17 protein-coding genes are annotated in these 17,301 nt (G+C 65.5%); 8 read left to right on the forward strand and 9 right to left on the reverse strand.

Annotation, left to right across the window (positions count from 1 at the left end):
* Positions 1-90: 90 nt before the first annotated feature.
* The 6 genes from ACQY78_RS09565 to ACQY78_RS09590 are packed head-to-tail and all read right to left on the reverse strand — an operon-like array spanning position 91 to position 5,239.
* On the reverse strand, positions 91-1,401 hold the full coding sequence (locus ACQY78_RS09565) for an NtaA/DmoA family FMN-dependent monooxygenase (protein WP_428684989.1): 1,311 nt from the start codon (positions 1,399-1,401) through the stop codon (positions 91-93).
* Positions 1,402-1,403: 2 nt separating this feature from the next.
* Positions 1,404-2,114, reverse strand: a complete 711-nt coding sequence (locus tag ACQY78_RS09570) for a DUF1028 domain-containing protein (protein WP_428684991.1) — start codon at positions 2,112-2,114, stop codon at positions 1,404-1,406.
* Complete coding sequence (locus tag ACQY78_RS09575; RefSeq protein WP_428684993.1) at positions 2,111-2,818, reverse strand: DUF1028 domain-containing protein; 708 nt, start codon at positions 2,816-2,818, stop codon at positions 2,111-2,113. Before ACQY78_RS09575 ends, ACQY78_RS09570 begins: the two co-directional genes overlap by 4 nt.
* Positions 2,815-3,534 (reverse strand): DUF1028 domain-containing protein, encoded by a 720-nt coding sequence (locus ACQY78_RS09580; protein WP_428684995.1) that lies wholly within the window; start codon positions 3,532-3,534, stop codon positions 2,815-2,817. Before ACQY78_RS09580 ends, ACQY78_RS09575 begins: the two co-directional genes overlap by 4 nt.
* A complete protein-coding gene (locus ACQY78_RS09585) occupies positions 3,531-4,247 on the reverse strand; it encodes a DUF1028 domain-containing protein (RefSeq protein WP_428684997.1) in 717 nt (238 codons plus the stop codon). The genes ACQY78_RS09580 and ACQY78_RS09585 overlap by 4 nt, the downstream gene beginning before the upstream one ends.
* Positions 4,244-5,239: a LysR family transcriptional regulator gene (locus ACQY78_RS09590; RefSeq protein WP_428684999.1), complete on the reverse strand. Its 996-nt coding sequence runs from the start codon at positions 5,237-5,239 to the stop codon at positions 4,244-4,246. The genes ACQY78_RS09585 and ACQY78_RS09590 overlap by 4 nt, the downstream gene beginning before the upstream one ends.
* Positions 5,240-5,374: 135 nt before the next feature.
* On the opposite strand from ACQY78_RS09590, the gene ACQY78_RS09595 reads away from it, so the two are divergent.
* The 8 genes from ACQY78_RS09595 to ACQY78_RS09630 are packed head-to-tail and all read left to right on the forward strand — an operon-like array spanning position 5,375 to position 14,211.
* Positions 5,375-6,394 (forward strand): glutamate cyclase domain-containing protein, encoded by a 1,020-nt coding sequence (locus ACQY78_RS09595; RefSeq protein ID WP_428685001.1) that lies wholly within the window; start codon positions 5,375-5,377, stop codon positions 6,392-6,394.
* Between the two features lie 35 nt (positions 6,395-6,429).
* Positions 6,430-7,458 (forward strand): glutamate cyclase domain-containing protein, encoded by a 1,029-nt coding sequence (locus ACQY78_RS09600; RefSeq protein ID WP_428685003.1) that lies wholly within the window; start codon positions 6,430-6,432, stop codon positions 7,456-7,458.
* Positions 7,459-7,480: 22 nt separating this feature from the next.
* Complete coding sequence (locus tag ACQY78_RS09605) at positions 7,481-9,058, forward strand: ABC transporter substrate-binding protein (RefSeq protein ID WP_428685005.1); 1,578 nt, start codon at positions 7,481-7,483, stop codon at positions 9,056-9,058.
* A 37-nt stretch (positions 9,059-9,095) separates the two neighbouring features.
* Positions 9,096-10,046 carry an ABC transporter permease gene (locus ACQY78_RS09610; RefSeq protein ID WP_425064371.1) on the forward strand — a complete coding sequence of 317 codons (951 nt, stop codon included), beginning with the start codon at positions 9,096-9,098 and terminating at the stop codon, positions 10,044-10,046.
* Positions 10,046-10,957 carry an ABC transporter permease gene (locus tag ACQY78_RS09615; protein WP_428685008.1) on the forward strand — a complete coding sequence of 304 codons (912 nt, stop codon included), beginning with the start codon at positions 10,046-10,048 and terminating at the stop codon, positions 10,955-10,957. Before ACQY78_RS09610 ends, ACQY78_RS09615 begins: the two co-directional genes overlap by 1 nt.
* A complete protein-coding gene (locus ACQY78_RS09620) occupies positions 10,954-11,940 on the forward strand; it encodes an ABC transporter ATP-binding protein (protein WP_428685010.1) in 987 nt (328 codons plus the stop codon). The genes ACQY78_RS09615 and ACQY78_RS09620 overlap by 4 nt, the downstream gene beginning before the upstream one ends.
* A complete protein-coding gene (locus ACQY78_RS09625) occupies positions 11,937-12,911 on the forward strand; it encodes an ABC transporter ATP-binding protein (protein WP_428685012.1) in 975 nt (324 codons plus the stop codon). Before ACQY78_RS09620 ends, ACQY78_RS09625 begins: the two co-directional genes overlap by 4 nt.
* Positions 12,904-14,211 (forward strand): NtaA/DmoA family FMN-dependent monooxygenase, encoded by a 1,308-nt coding sequence (locus ACQY78_RS09630; RefSeq protein ID WP_428685014.1) that lies wholly within the window; start codon positions 12,904-12,906, stop codon positions 14,209-14,211. Before ACQY78_RS09625 ends, ACQY78_RS09630 begins: the two co-directional genes overlap by 8 nt.
* A gap of 101 nt (positions 14,212-14,312) precedes the next feature.
* Here ACQY78_RS09630 and ACQY78_RS09635 read toward each other — a convergent pair whose 3' ends face one another.
* Genes ACQY78_RS09635 through ACQY78_RS09645 form a run of 3 tightly spaced genes read right to left on the reverse strand, consistent with a single transcriptional unit; the run spans position 14,313 to position 17,297 of the window.
* Positions 14,313-15,617 carry an NtaA/DmoA family FMN-dependent monooxygenase gene (locus ACQY78_RS09635; RefSeq protein ID WP_428685016.1) on the reverse strand — a complete coding sequence of 435 codons (1,305 nt, stop codon included), beginning with the start codon at positions 15,615-15,617 and terminating at the stop codon, positions 14,313-14,315.
* The gene (locus ACQY78_RS09640) at positions 15,614-16,432 is read right to left on the reverse strand and encodes a GntR family transcriptional regulator (RefSeq protein WP_428685018.1); all 819 of its coding nucleotides are present in this window, start codon (positions 16,430-16,432) and stop codon (positions 15,614-15,616) included. The genes ACQY78_RS09635 and ACQY78_RS09640 overlap by 4 nt, the downstream gene beginning before the upstream one ends.
* Before the next feature lie 22 nt (positions 16,433-16,454).
* Positions 16,455-17,297, reverse strand: a complete 843-nt coding sequence (locus ACQY78_RS09645) for an ABC transporter permease (RefSeq protein WP_422030290.1) — start codon at positions 17,295-17,297, stop codon at positions 16,455-16,457.
* Between the last annotated feature and the right edge of the window lie 4 nt (positions 17,298-17,301).

Raw genomic sequence — 17,301 nt, forward strand, 5'->3', positions numbered from 1 at the left:
CAATCGACCGCCGTGCACCTCCCCGGTAGGAGGCACGGATGGGCCCTGCCTATATCTCCACCCTGGCTGCGTTGACCGGAAAGACTCGGTCTAAAACTCCATCAGATTGTCGCGGAAGTGTTTGTGCGCATACGCCTTGCGCGTCAGGCCTCGCCGCTGCAACTCGGGCACCAGCCCGTCGCAGATTTCCATGATGTAGCGGCGGTCGAAGTGGGCGTTGAACAGCAGGAAGCCGTCGCCGCCCACCTCCTGCATGATCTCCTGCATCAGACCCGCGACGTGATCCGGTGTGCCCAGCAGGTCGATGCCCTGCCGGCTGTTCAGCCCCGTCGCCAACGAGCGCGGCGTCTTGCCGATCCACTTGGCAAGCGAGGACTGGTGCCCATTGGTCCGCAGATGCTCCGGCAACGGCTCGTCGGGATCGAACTGCGCGAAGTCGATGTTGGTGAGGCGCGACATGCCTGAGAGCTGCAGGTCGAGATGCCTGCCGAAATCCTCCTGCTCGAGCCGCCGGCGTTCGCGGGCGGCCTCCATCGTCGTGTCGACGATCGGATACGCTAGATACAGGATTTTGACATCGTCCGGATTTCGGCCCCAGCCCGCGGCCTGGCGGCGGATGTCCTCGCGGAAGCTCTTCATGCCTTCGACGGAGACGGCGTTGGTGATGATCGTGTCGGCCCACCGGGAGGCGAAGGCCTGGCCGCGCGGCGAGCCGCCGGCCTGGCAGATCGGCACCCTCCCTTGGGGCGAACGCGGCGCGTTGATCGGCCCGCGCACCTTGAAATACTTGCCCTCGTGGTTGATCGGCCGGACCTTCTTGCCGTCGGCGAACATCGGCGTAACGGGATCCAGCACGACCGCATCCTCGTCCCAGGCTTCCCACAGCCTGGTGACGACGTCGGCGAACTCGTCGGCAACCTCGTAACGCTCATCGTGCGGCCGCTGGCCGACATGGCCGTAATTCTCGGCGGCGCCGTCATTGCTGCCGGTGACGCAGTTCCAGCCGATGCGGCCTTCGGTGACGTGGTCCAGCGAGTTGACGAGGCGCGCCAGCAGGTAAGGTGGATACTCCGAGGTCGAGAGCGTCGGCACGAGGCCGAGATGCTTGGTCGCCATCGCCAGCCACGGGACCAGCACGGCGGGATCGAGCTTGGGCGAGCTGGCGCCGTACTTGAGATAGGTGTCGTGGCTGCCCTGGTAGGTGTAGGGCACCATCGAAGAGTCCTCGATGATCATGTAATCGAAGCAGCCCCGCTCCAGCCCCTTGGCCAGGTCGACGAAGATGTCCGGCATCATCCAGCGATGCTTGTCGTATTCGGTGCCGGGCCACATCGAGCGCCACGCCTTCGGGCCATAGCCCTGCGACAGGAACCAGGCGAGATGGAAATGATCTTTCGCCATGCTCAGGCATCCGCCTTTTTCGGCAAGCTCGCCACGAACTCGGCCTGGCTCACGGCGAGGTCCGGACGGTGGCCACGATCGCGATAGAACTTCTCGTAGATCTTGAATTCCTCCAGCACGCGGCGCAGCTCGGTGACGGCGTCGTCATGCAGATCGACGCGCACATCGATATCGAAGTGATCGGGCTCGGAGGCCACGAAGATCGCGGCCGACCTTTCGGTGAGGTGCCCATCGTTGCCAACCTGGCCGCCGGCATCACGTCCGCCCTCGAGGGCCGCCAGCAGCCGGAACTCGAGTGCGGCGCCGGGATCGGCGAGAAAACCCGCAACGATGCCGTCCAGCACCTCCTGGCCCGCCAGAACATTGCCGAACGCCACGAAGCCATCGCCCTCGTGATGCCCCGCCCACGGCCGGCAGCCCGGGCCGGTATGGGCGCAAGTCCTGCCCTCGCGGTCGATGATGGCGATCTGGCGCCAGTCATGGTCGGGATCGTCGGCCTTGAGCGCGGCCATCACGCCGGCCGGCGCCATGCCCTGCTCCAGCAGTTCGAGCGCGATCAGGTCGTTGTCTCGTTTCACGTAGGCCTGCGTCTTGCAGACGCCCGCGCCGAAGCGGATGCCCTCGCAACGGCCGCCGGCGGCGATCGAGAAAGTGGTGATGCCGAGGCCGAGGCGGCCGGTATCGGGACAGCGTGCAATGATCGAGAAGGTCATGGCCTCGGCTCCTTCATAGAGGCGATGAACGCCTCCTGCCCGATCGCCCCGCGCGGGTTGCGTCCGCGGTCGGCGTAGTAGCCCTCGTACTGCTTGTAGACCGCCCAGACGCGCCGCAGCTCGTCGACCGCCTTGTCGTGCAGGTCGACGCGCAGGTCGATGTCGGGATGGATATGGCGCGAGGACACCTGAAGCGCCGCGGACCGCTCCGTCCGATGGGCCGTCGCGTTGCCCTGCCCCCCCGCGTCGCGGCCATATTCCAGGGCCATCAGCAAGCGATGTTCGAGATCGGCCTCGGGCTCCGCGAGGAAGCCCTCGGCGATCGCCTCGGCGACGTGCTGGCCGCGCAAGCCGTTGCCGGTGGAGATGTAGTTCTCGCCCGTCACCTCTCCTGCCCAGCCGCGCACGTTCGCACCGGTATAGGCTGCCACCGAGCCGCCGCGGTCGATCACGCCGATCTGGCGATAGCTGTGGTAGGCGTCGTTGGCCTTGAGATGCTCGAGGACCGCCTGGGCGCCGAGGCCCTGCGCGAGAAGGCGTAGCGCGATCGCGTTGTTGTTCTCGTTGGCATTGGCCTGGCTCACCGTGACCCCGGCATTGGAGCGGGTCGAATGGGCGTAGCGGCCCACCGTGACCGAATAGGTGGCGATGCCGATCCCGAGGCGGCCGGTCTTCGCGCAGCGTCCAAGGATCGTGTAGGTCATGCCCGCTCCTTGACGCGTCGGGCGTCGAGTTGCTTCGCGAAAACGTCCTGCGGGATGGCTTTCGACGGGTCGGTATCCCGGCCGCGATAGAACGCCTCGTAGAGCTTGAACTCCTCCAGCACGCGCCGCAGCTCGTCGACCGCCGTTTCGTGCACGTCGACGCGGACGTCGACATCGGGGAACTCGCGCCGGTCCACGACCTTGATCGCGGCGGAGCGCTCGGTGCGGTGGGCGTCGGCGGGGCCCTGGCCACCGGCATCGCGGCCGCCTTCGATGGCGCGCAGCAGGCGATATTCCAGCGCATCGTCGGGATGCATGAGGAAGCCCGCGACCATCGCGTCGAGCACCTGCGGACCGAGCAGGCCGTTGCCGAACACGACGCAGTCGGCCGCCTCCTTGTGGCCCGCCCAGCCGCGGCAGCCGGGGCCGGTATGGGCGGCAACCCTGCCATCGCGGTCCATGATCGCGATCTGGCGGAAGGCGTGCTTGGTGTCGTTGCCGGCGAAGATCTCCATCACGCGCGCGGGCCCGTAACCCTGCGCCAGAAGCTTGATGCCGAGCGGATCGTTGGTGCGGTTGGGAAACGCCTGCGTCTTGCAGACGCCCACATTGGCCATCACGCCCTCGCAACGTCCGCCCACCGCCAGCGAATAGGTAGCGATGCCGAGGCCGAGACGGCCCGTGCGCCGGCAGCGCCCGATCACGGAATAAGTCATCGTGCAGCCTCCTGTGTCTTGGCGAGCGTCTGGGCGAAGGCGTACTGCGGAATCGCATCCTTCGGGTTCTTCGCTCTCTCCCTGTAATAGCCGCGATAGAGTTCGTACTGCTCGAAGGCGCGTCGCAGTTCCTCGACCGCCTTGTCGTGCAGGTCGACGCGCAGATCGAGTTCGGCGTGATCGTAGTCGCCATAGACCATCACGGCGGCCGAACGTTCGGGGAGTGGGCCGTCGTTGCCGACCTGCCCGCCGGCATCGCGGCCCGCTTCAATCGCCGCGAGGAGCCGGCGCTCGAACGAGACCCCGGCCGCGCCTTCATAGGCCTTCGCCATGGCATCGACGACCGGTTCGCCCGCCAGCACGTTGCCCATGGCGACAAAGCCGTCGCCCGTGACATGGCCCGCCCAGCCGCGGTTCTTCGGACCGGTATAGGCTGCCAGCCGGCCCAGGCGGTCGATCACCGCGATCTGACGGAACTCGTGGTTGGCATCGTTGGCTTTCAGCTCGGCCAGCACATGCTCGGGCGCGAAGCCCTGCGCCAACAGCCTGATCGCCAGCGGATTGTTGCTCTGGTTGACGAAGGCCTGGGTCATGGTCGCGCCGGTATTCCCGCGCAGGCCAGTACAATAGAGGCCCACGGTGATCGAATAGGTCGCGATGCCGATGCCGACCTGGCCGGTCGTCGGACAGCGCGCGAGCAGGGTGTAGGTCATGAGCGTCTGTCTCCCGTCGGTGCCTTCGGCCCCGCACGCACGGAACGTGCCGAACCGGCCGCCGACGCCTCGCGCTTCAGCGGCGCATAGGCCAACTCGTGCAGATCCTGGAACTCGCCTTGAAGGACACGCAGGAATTCTTCTGCCGCGACCGGCAGCTGCCGCGCCGAATGCGTGATCGCATCGATCGTTGCGTTGTTCATCAGCCGGTCGCGGATCGGAACGGCGACCAGTTCGCCCGAGCGCAGACTGTCCGGAGCCGACAGGCGCGGGAGGAAGGTGATGCCGTGATTCACCTTCACGAATTCGACGCGCAGCTGGATCGCGTTGGTCTCGAGGGTCGGCGCGATGTGAATGCCCGCCGCGGTGCAGGCCAGCTCGATCAGGCTGTGACTGCCGGTGTGCTTCATCGGAGACGCGATCGGATAGGCGGCACAATCGGCCAGCGAGACCTTAGGCCGCCCGGCGAGCGGATGATGCGCCGACATTACCGCGACCAGGGGCTCGCGCATCTTGAACACCGTCTCCAGCTCCGCCTCGGCGGGCGGATAGAAAGCGAGCCCGATATCGGTGCGGCCTTCGCGAACGGCAGCCACCACCTGATCGGAGCCGTCGATCGTGATCTCGAACTGGATGCCGGGATATCGCCGGCTGAAACGGGTCACGGCGCGCGGCAGCAGGTGCGGCACCAGGGTTTCGATCGAGCGGATGCTGACGGTGCCGCGGCGCAGCCCCTTCAGCGCGTCGATTTCCGATCGCACGCGCTCGATCTGGCGCAGGTTGGTCTGGGCATGGCGCAGTAGGATCTCCCCAGCCGAGGTGAGCTTCACGCCGCGCGCATGGCGCTCGAACAGGGGAACGGCGAACTCTTCCTCGAGTTTCTGGATCTGTCGACTGAGCGCGGACTGGGCAATGTGCAGTTCCTCCGCCGCCTCGCGTATCGATCCGAGCCTCGCAATCGCTGAGAAATAACGCAGGGACTGATTGATCATTTCTTGGTCTCTCCTGCCCTGAGACTGATGCCGAACCGGCATCGCTTCAACGCCGAAATGGCGCTTGTCCGATCACCCTGCGAAGCCCCAATTCACCTTTGGCATCTGATCGACGGCAACGAGGGAGACATCGCTATGCTCGATATGGTTGGAGAAGCCGTCGACCGGCTGATCACGATCGAAGCCAAGAACCACGGCATGCCTCACGGCATCCTGCTGCCGATGTATCTCGCAGCGCGCAAGGTCGCGGGAGACAAGCCGGTCACGATGGCGGCCGCCAGAGGCCTGCAGCAGGCGCTCGGCAAGGGCGACGTCGTCTTCATCATGACCGGCGCGGGATACGAGCCCACCATGCCCAAGGGCGAGAGCGATGGGCCGCCGGGTGCCGCCTCGCTCGCCCGCATTCTCTATCGCGGCCTCGGTGCCGTCCCGGTCTTCGTAAACGAAGCCTGCCACGCAGATCCGATCGTGGCGTCCAGCGAGGCAGCCGGCCTGATGGTGAAACCGTTCGATCAGGCGCGCGATCGTCATCTCGGCGCTGCCATCGAGAACGCACCGGAAGACCAGTCGAAGATTGATGCGTGGATCGCCGACATCTACGCGAAATACCAGCCCAAGGCGGTGGTCGCCGCCGAGCGCCTGGGCGCCGGCGCCGACGGCAACGTACACACCGCGACCGGCCTGCCACTCACCGGCCCGGAGTCCAAATTCCAGGGCTGCATCGACATCGGCGGCGTCATCACCGAAGCGAACAGGCGCAAGATCTTCTCGGTCGGCATCGGCGATCATGGCAACGAGCTGGGTTTCGGCACGATCTACGACACGGTCGTGCAGACCATGCCCAAGGGCAAGGCGCTTGCCACCGTCGTGAAGACCGACGTCGTGATCCCGGCGATGATGTCGAACTGGGGCTGCTACGGCATCGAGGCCTGCCTCGCGTACCTCTTGCAGAAGCCGCAACTCATCCATTCGCCGGACATGGAGAAGCGCATCGTGCAGGCCTGCCTCGACGCCGGCGGCCTCGAGGCAATGTACTGCACGACCGAGTTCCTGGTCGATGGGCTCGACGGCGAGACGTCGATGGCCTGCATGCAGTTCCTGTCCAACATCGTGCGCAAGAATCTCGAGCCGCCCGACGCAGGCCTGACCCACTGATCCCAAACTTCCAACTGAACGTGCAGAGGTAAATCATGGCTATCGACGAGATCGTCGGCGATTCGATCGACCGCGCCATCAATGTCGAGATGCGCTTCCGGGTCGGGCTGCCGCGCGGCGTGACCTATCCGCTCTACGAAGCGGCGCGCAAGAAGCAGAAGAAGCCGCTCGCCTGGCTGGCGGCAAAGCTGCTGAAGGAGTCGATCAAGCCCGGCGACAACGTCTTCGTCATCACCGGCGCGGGCACGCCACCGGGCCTGCCCGCCGGCGAGACCGACGGCCCGCCGGGAGCAGCCGCGATCGCGCGGGCGATCGAGTTCGGCCTGGGCGGCAAGCCGATCCTGATCAGCGAAGAGCGCAACATGCCCGCGGTCATCAAGTCGACCGAGGCGGCCGGTCTTGCCGTCTACGACGAGGCGCTGTTCAAGCAGCGCCGCTCCTGCGCCATGGCGATCAACTTCCCGCTGGGCGATGCCGCCGGCAAGAAGGCCGCGGCCGCGCTCATCAAGAAGTACAAGCCGGCCGCCATGGTGTTCATCGAGAAGGTTGGCCCCAACAGCAAGGGCGTCTACCACTCGATCATGGGCACGCCCCGCACGCCGGACAAGATCGCCAGCGCCTACCACCTGGCGGACCAGGCCAAGACGGCGGGCATTCCCACCGTCGGCATCGGCGACGGTGGCAACGAGATCGGCTGCGGCGTCATCAAGGAAGCGGTGGCGGAGATCCAGCCGTTCGGCAAGGACTGCGGCTGTCCCTGCCATGGCGGCGTTGGCACGGTTACTGAATGTGATGTCCTGGTCTTCGCGGCGGTGTCGAACTGGGGTGCCTACGGCATCGCGGCGGCGCTGGCGGGCCACTTGGGGGACCGTGAGATTCTGCACGACGAAGCAACGGAGCTGCGGATCGTGCAGGCGAGTGTCGATGGCGGCGCGATGGACGGGGCCTATTCCCGCCTCATCCCCTACGTCGACGGCACGTCGGACAAGATGCAGGCCGCGTTGATCACGATGCTTCATCAGATCATCGAGAACGGTCTGAAGGAATACGACCGAGGGTTCTGAGTTCCATTTATTGGGGGCGGCTATGACCAAAGGGTTCCAGACGACGAGCGGCAAGGGAACGGGCCGCGGCATTAGCCGTCGCGCCTTCGGAGCGGGCGCTCTCGGCACAGGCCTTATTTTGGGCACGGGCCGCGCGCCCGCGCTGGCACAGGGCAGGCGCGACCTCCGGGTCGGCACCTGGGGCGGCGAGTTCGGCAATCTCAGCCCCGTGATCCGCTCGGACATCCAGGGAAGCCTGGTCATGTACAACGTGTTCGACGGGTTGGTTAAGATCAACTTCAAGGACCGTGCAATCGAGCCCTTGATGGCGCTCGAGTGGACCCAGCCCGATCCGCTGACCTGGCGCATCAAGATCCGCGAAGGCGTGAAATGGCAGAAGGGCTTCGGCGAGTTCACCGCCGAGGACGTGGTTTACACCTTCAACTTCCACATGTCGTCGAAGAGCTTCCAGATGGGAACTGCGCTGTTCCCCATCGAAAGCGTGAAGAGCGACGGCAGGTACGTGGTCGAGATGAAGACCAAGCAGCCGTTCGGCGCCTTCCCCGGCGTCACCATGGGCTACGGCGGCACGATCATCTCTGAGAAGGCACACAAGGAGATGGGCAACGACGCCTACAGTGCCACGCCCGTGGGCAACGGTCCCTTCCAGATTGAGAGCAAGAAGGGCACCGAGATCGTCCTGGCGAAAAACCCCGACTACTGGCGCCCGGGCTTCCCTAAGCTCGACCGCGTCGTCTATCGCGCCATCCCCGATTCGACGACCCGCCTGCAGGCGCTGCAGAAGGGCGAACTCGACTTCGTGACCCATCCCGATCCCAAGGACATGAAGGCCCTCCGCAAGGAAGCCAAGTACACGATCAAGTCGACACCGGGCTGGGCGTGGGACTACCAGCAGTTCAACCTCAAGGCCAAGCCGGACGCGCCCTACCAGAACAAGCTGGTGCGCCAGGCGATCTCCTATGCGATCGACCGCGAGGCGATCGTGAACGAGATCTACTATGGCGAGGCGATCCCCACGGACAACCAGATCCCCGCCGGCTACATGGGCCATCGTCAGCCGATGCTGAAGTACCCGAAGAACGGCGACCTCAAGAAGGCCAAGGAGCTGATGGCCCAGGCCGGCGTGAAGGGCTACGAGGTCGAGGTCATCACCTCCGACAAGGACTGGCTGCGCAAGGAGCTCGAACTCGTCGCCGCGATGGTCAGCCAGATCGGCATCACCTACAAAATCAAGAACATGGACATGGGCGGCTTCAACAGCCTGTGGCTCAACCAGAAATTCGACCAGCACCTCGAGGACATCACCCTCGTCGCGCCCGACCCCGACGCGACGTCGTGGTGGTTCCTGAACAGCAAGGGGAACGCATCGGCCTACAGCGTGCCGTCGATGGACGTGATGCTCGACGGCGCGCGCAGCGAACTCGATCCGGCCAAACGCGAGGCCATGTATCACAAGATCGTCGACACGACGCTCGAGGAATGCCCGATCATCTATCACTGCAACACGAACAACATTCAGATCTACAACAGCAAGCTGGTCGGCTTCGAACCGGCGCCCCAGGAATACACCGAGAAACTCGACACGGTTTCGTGGTCTTGATCCGCACAAGGGCCCGCACAAGGGATAGTCGCGGCTGATGTGGTCATATCTCGGGCGTCGCCTGATCCAGGTCCCGCTGGTCCTGCTGGTCGTGTCGCTGATGACCTTCGCCATCACGCGCGCGACGCCGGGCGATCCGGTGACGATCATGCTGGGCATGCAGACCTCGCCCGAGGCGGCGAAGGCAATGCGCGAGGAGTTCAACCTCGACCGCTCGTTGCCCGAACAATACGGGCTGTGGATCGCCAAGGTCGTGACCGGCGACCTCGGCCGCTCGATGCGGCTCAACGATCCGGTCACCACGCTGATTGCCGAGCGGTTGCCGATCAGCCTGCAACTTGCCTTCGCCGGCATGCTGTTCGCCCTGGTGGTTTCCATTCCGCTCGGCGTGATCGCGGCGCTCCGGCGCAACAGCTGGATCGACTACCTGTGCACCGGCTACACGGTGGCGGGATTCGCCATCCCGAACTTCGGACTGGCGCTGATCCTGATCTATGTCTTCTCGATCAAGCTCGACTGGCTGCCGATCACCGGCATCGGCTCATCCGAGGCCGAGGAAGGCGGGCTGTGGAAGCACTACAGCCCCTTCATCATTCCCGCTATTGCACTCGGCGCCCTTCAGACCGCGATGCTGACCCGCCTGCTTCGCTCCAGCATGATCGACGTGCTGTCTCAGGACTACATGCGCACCGCACGGGCCAAGGGTCTGCTGCCGTCCACCATCGTCATCGTCCATGCGCTCAAGAACGCGATGATCCCCTTCGTCACCATGGCCGCCGTCCAGTTCGGCTACATGATCGGCGTCCAGGTGACGATCGAATATATCTTCGCGGTGCCCGGCATGGGATCGGCGGTGTTGAACGCCGTGATCAACCGAGACTTCCCGGTGATCCAGGGCTTCACGCTGGTGATCGCGGTCTTTTTCCTGCTGATGAACATCCTCGCGGACATGATGTACGCGCTGCTCGATCCGCGCATCCGGTACTGATGCCCAACAAGATGACCGACACGCGCGCCCGTCCCCTGCAATTCCGCGGCTCGCTGGCGCTGGCCGTGCAGCAATTCCCGCGCAACCGGGCCGCCACGGTCGGCCTGCTCATCCTGTTCGCAATCTGCTTCGCGGCCGCCTTCGCACCCTGGGTCGCTCCCTACGATCCGATCCAGATCAAACTCTCGATGAAGCTAAAGCCGCCGTCGTTCGAGCACCTCATGGGCACGGACCATTTCGGCCGCGATGTCTTCTCCCGCATGCTTTGGGGCGGACGGACCTCGCTCTCGGTCGGCCTGCTGGTCGTGGGCTTTGCCTTCATGCTGGGCGTGCCGCTGGGCCTTGCGTCGGGCTATTTCGGCGGCAAGGTCGACAATGCCTTGATGCGGCTGGTCGACGCCTTCCTCACCTTCCCGCCCTTGCTGCTGGCGGTGGCGCTGGTCGGCCTGCTGGGACCGGACATCAAGAACGTGATGCTGGCGCTCGGCCTGGTGCAGGCGCCGATCCTGGCGCGCATGGTTCGCGGCAGCACCCTGGCCGTGCGCGAGGATGTCTATGTGACCGCCGCCCGCGCGCTGGGCGCCAGTCCGCTGCGCATCGTGCTCTCGCACCTGTTGCGCAACATGGTGTCGCCGATCGTCGTCCAGCTCACCGTCGTCTTCGCGGCCGCCGTCGTCTCGGAGGCATCGCTCAGCTTCCTGGGCTTCGGGACGCAGCCACCGGCGCCCAGCTGGGGCCGCGACATGAGCGAGGCCCGCCGCTTCCTGGCCGACGCGCCATGGATGTTCCTGGCGCCGACCTCAATCATCGCGGTCTGCGTCCTCAGCATCAACTTCATGGGCGACGGGCTGCGCGATGCGCTCGACCCGCGCGCCTGGCGCACGCGCCGCAGCGTGGGAGCCGACGCATGAGCCTGCTGCGCGTCCGCAACCTCCACACCCGCTTCGCCACCGATCGCGGCGACGTGCGCGCGGTCAACGGCGTGTCGTTCGATCTCGAGGAGGGCGAGATCCTAGGCCTGGTGGGCGAGAGCGGCAGCGGCAAGAGCGTGACGGCGCTATCGATCATGCGCCTCGTGCCTGAGCCGCCGGGACGCATCTCCGCCGACAGCCTCGCCTTCGACGGCCGCGAGCTGCTGGCTCTCAGCGAGGCCGAGATGCGCGAGGAGCGCGGCTCGAGCATGGCGATGATCTTCCAGGATCCCATGCGCTCGCTCAATCCGGTGCTCACCATCGGCCGGCAGATGACCGAAGTGCTGCGCCGCCACCAGAAGCTCGACGGCGCGGCCGCGAAGCGCCGGGCAATCGAGCTGCTTGAGACCGTGGGCATCCCCTCGGCGGAAAAGCGCCTCGGCGCCTATCCGCACCAGTTCTCCGGCGGCATGCGCCAGAGGGTGATGATCGCCATCGCGCTGTCCTGCAATCCCCGCCTGCTGATCGCCGACGAGGCGACGACGGCGCTCGACGTCACCATCCAGGCGCAGATCGTCGATCTCGTGAAGCGCCTCACGCGCGAGCGCGGCACGTCGGTGATCTGGATCAGCCACGATCTCGGCGTCGTCGCGGGCCTCTGCGACAAGGTCAACGTCATGTATGCGGGCAACGTGGTCGAGTCCGGGCCGATCCGCGAGTTGTTCCATCGCCCGAGCCACGGCTACACGCTCGGTCTGATGGGCTCGACGCCGCGGGTCGACGGCACGGGGGTCCGCCGCCTCACGCCCATCGAGGGTATGCCGCCCAGCCTGATCGAACCGATCACGCTCTGTCCGTTCCTGCCGCGTTGCCGGGTCTCCGTTCCCGCCTGCCAGACAGTCCCACCGGAGCGCCGCGATTTCGGCGCCGATCACTGGGCCCGCTGCCTCGCGGATCTGAAACCTGGAGATCGGGCGTCATGAGTACGCTGCTCGAAGTCGAGGACCTGGAAGTCCATTTCGGCCGGCCGGACGCGCCGGGTACGGTGAAAGCCGTCGACGGCGTGTCGTTCAAGGTCGAGAAAGGCCGAACGCTGGGCCTCGTGGGCGAGTCGGGCTGCGGCAAGTCGACGACCGGTTACGCGATCCTGCAGCTCGTCCGCGCCACCTCGGGCCGGGTGCTGTTCGACGGCACGGATCTCCGCCAGCTGGGCAGGCGCGACCTGCGCCGGATGCGGCGCAAGCTACAGATCATCTTCCAGGACGCGCACGCTTCGCTCAATCCGCGCATGCCGATCGGCGATCTCGTCGGCGAGGCGCTCGATATCCACGGCCTGTTCCGCGGCGCCGCGCGCGCCGGCCGCATCCGCGAGCTGCTCGACATGGTGGGCCTCTCGGGCTCGCTGTTCGAACGCTACCCGCACGAGCTGAGCGGCGGCCAGGCGCAGCGCGTCGCGATCTGCCGTGCCCTGGCCGTCGAACCCGAACTGATCATCTGCGACGAACCGGTGTCGGCGCTCGACGTGTCGATCCAGGCGCAGATCGTGAACCTGCTGCAGGACCTGCAGGAGCACCTGGGGCTCACCTACATCTTCATCAGCCACGATCTCAGCGTGGTCCGGCATATCAGCGACCAGGTGGCCGTGATGTATCTCGGCAAGATCGTCGAGATGGCCAGCAAGGAAGAGATCTACACCGCGCCGGCGCATCCCTACACGAAGTCGCTGATGTCGGCAGTGCCAGTGCCCGATCCCGATGTCGAAACGCAGCGTCAGCGCATCATCCTGAAAGGCGACCTGCCCAATCCGGCCAACCCGCCATCAGGCTGCCGCTTCCGTACGCGCTGTCCCGTCGCCGTGCCCGAGTGTGCCGCCGTAGACCCGCCGCAGTATCCGCTGGGCGACGGTCACTGGGCCAAATGCATCCGTCTCAATGGAGTAAACCCGCATGCCTAAGCCGTTTCATCTCGCCTGGTTCCTGGGCCAGAGCTTCGCGTCCAAGAACTGGCGCTCGATGTGGGCCGGCAGTGCCTCCGACGTCCAGCGATGGATGATGCCCGACCTCTTCATCGACCTGGCCAAGGGGATGGAGCGCGGTTGCTTCGACTACATGATCATCGAGGACTCCTCGAACGTGCCCTATACCTACAAGGGCAACCACGATACCTACCTGCAGTACGCCCAAGGGTCTCCCAAGCTCGACCCGCCGGTCCTGGTACCGTACCTGGCGCAGGCCACCACGCATCTCGGCATCGTGCCGACGCTCTCGATCTCGGAATACCCGCCCTATCTGGCGGCGCGTCTCATCAATTCGCTCGACCATGTCACCGAGGGCCGCATCGGCTGGAACTGCGTGACGGGCAGCAACGACGGCACCGCACAGAATTACGGCCACGAAAAGCACCGGCCGCATGACGAGCGCTACGAAGTGGCCGACGAATTCGCCGATGTCGTCACCAAACTGTGGGAAGCGTGGGACGAGGACGCGGTCGTGCTCGATCGCGAGACGCCGATGTTCGCCGACGGCAAGAAGGTCCGCCCGATCCACCATGAGGGCAAGTATTTCAAGGTGCGCGGGCCGATCAATGCGCCGCGCTCGCCCCAGGGGCGCGTGCCGATCGTGCAGGCCGGCGGCTCGGCGGCGGGCAAGAGTTTCGCCTCGAAATGGGCCGACACCATCATCACCGAAGGCGCCAACATCCAGAAGATGAAGGCCTATCGAGAGGAGGTGCGCGCCAACGCCGCCGCCATGGGGCGCAATCCCGACGACATCAAGCTCCTGTTCCTGTGCTCGCCGATCGTCGACACGACGATGGAAGCGGCGCGCGAGCGGCGGCGGCTTCAGCAGGAAGACTCGCTGAAATATGTCGACATGCAGCTTGCCGGCATGTCTCGGCTGACCGGCATCGACTTCTCCAAGTTCGATCTCGACGAGAACCTGCCGATGGACCTGAAGACCAACGGCCACCAATCGTCGCTGGCCCGCTGGCTCGGCAAGCCCCTGCGCGAGATCGTGCGCGGTTACGCCGCCAAGGGCAGCCTCGATTACACCGGCACGCCCGAACATGTGGCCGGCGTGATGCGGGAGGTCATGGAGGAAGTGGGCGGCGACGGCTTCCTGATCTCCGATACGCCCATCGACCGCCGCGGCGTAATGGAGGTCTGCGACGGGCTGGTGCCGGAGCTGCAGCGCCAGGGCCTGACCCGCAAGGCATATGCCCACAAGCACCTGCGCGACAACCTGCTGGAATTCTAGCTCTCGCGCTTCCTGCCATCTGAAACGAAGCGGCAGGAGGGATCTCCTCCTGCCTCAAGGACGACGTTGCGATGACCGGCGACTTCGATTCGGGAAGGTCGTCAGAATTCCAGCAGATTATCCCGCAGGTGCTTGTGCGCGTACTGCTTGCGCGTCACTCCGCGGCGCTGCAGTTCCGGCACGAGGCCGTCACAGACTTCCATGATGTAGCGGCGATCGAAATAGCTGTTGAAGATCAGGAAGCCGTCGCCGCCCACCTCCTGCATGATCTCCGCCATAAGGCCGGCGACATAGTCGGGCGTGCCGGTGAAGTCGATTCCGCCCTTGCGCGAGTAGCTCTGCAGGATCGAGCGCGGCGTCTTGCCGATCCATTTGGCGAGCGACGACTGGTGGCCGTTGGTCGTGAGATGCGGCGGCAGCGGCTCATCGAGGTCGAACTTCGAGAAGTCGATGCCGGTCAGACGTGACATGCCCGACAGATGCAGGTCGAGATGCTTCTCGGCCTCGGCGGCCTCCATTCGTGCACGGTCCCGGGCCGCCTCCATGCTGACATCGATGATCGGATGGGCCAGGAACAGCACCTTGATGTCATCGGGATTGCGGCCGTGTTCGACCGCCTGCTTTCGGACCTTGTCGCGATAGGCCTTCATGCTTTCGATGCTGCCGCCGCCCTCGGTGATGATGGTGTCGGCCCAGCGCGACGCGAACTGCTGGCCGCGCGGCGAACCACCGGCCTGGCAGATCGGCACCCTTCCCTGCGGCGAGCGCGGCGCGTTGATCGGCCCGCGCACCTTGAAATACTTGCCTTCGTGATTGATGGCATGGACCTTCGAGCCGTCGGCGAACATCGGCTTCTCGCGGTCGAGCACGACCGCATCGGGCTCCCAGGCCTCCCACAGCTTCGTCACGACGTCGGCGAACTCGTCGGCCACGTCGTAGCGCTCGTCATGCGGCCGGTGCTTCTCGTGGCCATAGTTCTGTGCCGCGCCGTCGTTGCTGCCGGTCACGCAATTCCAGCCGATGCGGCCCTCGGTCGTATGGTCGAGCGAGTTGACCAGTCGCGCCAGCAGGTACGGCGGATACTCCGACACCGACAGCGTCGGCACGATGCCGACCGTCTTGGTAGCCATGGCGAGATAGGGCACCAGCACCGCCGGATCGAGCTTGGGCGCACTCGCCGCGTACTGCAGGTACGAATTGTGCGAACCCTGGTAGGTGTAGGGGACGTTCGAGCTGTCCTCGATGATCATGTAGTCGAAGCAGGCCCGGTCCATGCCCTTCGCCAGATCGACGAAGATATCCGGCATCATCCAGCGATTGATGTCGCTGCCGGGGAACTCGCTGCGCCAACTCTTCGGGCCATAGCCCTGCGACAGGAACCACGCCAGATGGAACGGCTTCTTCATGACTGAGACCTCACGCTACGATGATTGGGGTTCGCCGCCTCCGGACCGGCCGGCAGCGGGCGCGCCAGATCGGCCTGCTGGCGATGGCGGAAGAGCTCGATCTTGGGCACGAAGCGATCGGAGCGGAGGTAGAGGTCCGAGTAGTAGATCGCCACGCCCTCGATATCGAAGTAGGTGCGCTGGAGCAGCAGGAGGGCGGCACCCGGCTCCACATCGAGGCGCTTGGCGAGCTCGGCGTCGGCCGAGATCGCCGAGGAGGCCTGCTGCACGCGAAAAGCCTGAACCCCACAGTATTTCTCGATCAGCGGGATGACCTGCGCCGACCGCATCTGCTCGGCAATGTCGGACGGCAGCCGCTCCGCCAGCCCTTGCGGCAGGTATGCCCGGCAGAACGCGATCGGGCCGGTCGGCCGCACGCGGCTCCAGGAGATGCGCAGGATGCCCTGGCTCGACGGCGCCTCCAGAAGCGCCGCGACCCGGTCGTCGCCATGCTCGGGCAGGCGGTCGATGCCGTGCAGGTCGAAGCGCGCGTCAGGATCGTGGATCCTGAGATCCTCCAAGGCACGCGCGCTCCAGTCGCGGCTCTCGGGATCGCTTTCCAACACGAAGGTGCCGCGGCCCGGAAAGCGCCGCGCCAGCTTACGCGACACCAGCTCCTCCACCGCCGAGCGGGCGGTGTGACGGCTGACGCCGAACTCGGCCATCAGCTCGGCGTCGGTCGGGAGCTGGGAGCCCAGCCTGTAGACGCGCGTGGCGATTCTCTCGCTCAGCAGCTGGTAGATCCTGTAGTAGGCCGGAACCGGATCTCGACGCATTTCCTCTCCCTCTCTTCTTTTTTTATCGCCGGTCCGCGCGCCGCGGATCCAGCGTCTCGCGCAGCCCGTTGCCCAGCAGGTTTACCCCCAGCACCAGCAGCACGATGGCGATACCCGCGAGATTGGCGATCCAGGGTGCGACCAGCAGCCGGTCGCGACCCTCGGCCAGGATATTGCCCCAGGTCGCCGTCGGCGGGGGCACGCCGAGACCAAGGAAGCTCAGCGCCGTCTCCTGCAGGATGAGCTGGCCCACCTGCAGGGTGGCAATCACCGTCAGCACCGGCGACATCTGCGGCAGGATGTGCCGCCACATGACGTAGCGGCTCCCCGCTCCCGACGCGACCGCCGCCTCGACGAACGGCCGTTCGCGCAGCGAGCGCGTCAGGTTGAAGGCGACGCGCGTATAGCTCTCCCAACCGGCAAACCCCAGCACCAGGACCAGCACGACGACACCGCCGCCGAACACCGCGACCACGACGATCGCCAGCAGGATCTCCGGGATCGCCTGGTAGCCGTCGGCAAAGCGCATGATGACCTGTTCGGTGCGCCCACCGACATAGCCCGCGACCAGTCCCAGCGTCGTGCCGAAGGTGAGTGCCACCAGCATCGCCATCAGGCCAACGGCGATGGAGAGCCGCGAGCCGTAGATCAGGCGCGACAGCAGATCGCGGCCGAAATTGTCGGTGCCCAGTGGGTAGGTCCAGCTTCCCTTTGCTTCCCAGACCGGCGGGCGCAGCCGCAGCATCAGGTTCTGCGCATAGGGATCGTGCGGCGCGAGCAGGGGCGCGAAGAGCGCCAGCACGCACATGCCCAGCACGAGCACGATGCCGATCTGGATCTTCAGTCGCGGGCCGAACCATTTCATTTCA

It is taken from the genome of Reyranella sp. (assembly GCF_965279625.1).
Taxonomy (GTDB): domain Bacteria; phylum Pseudomonadota; class Alphaproteobacteria; order Reyranellales; family Reyranellaceae; genus Reyranella.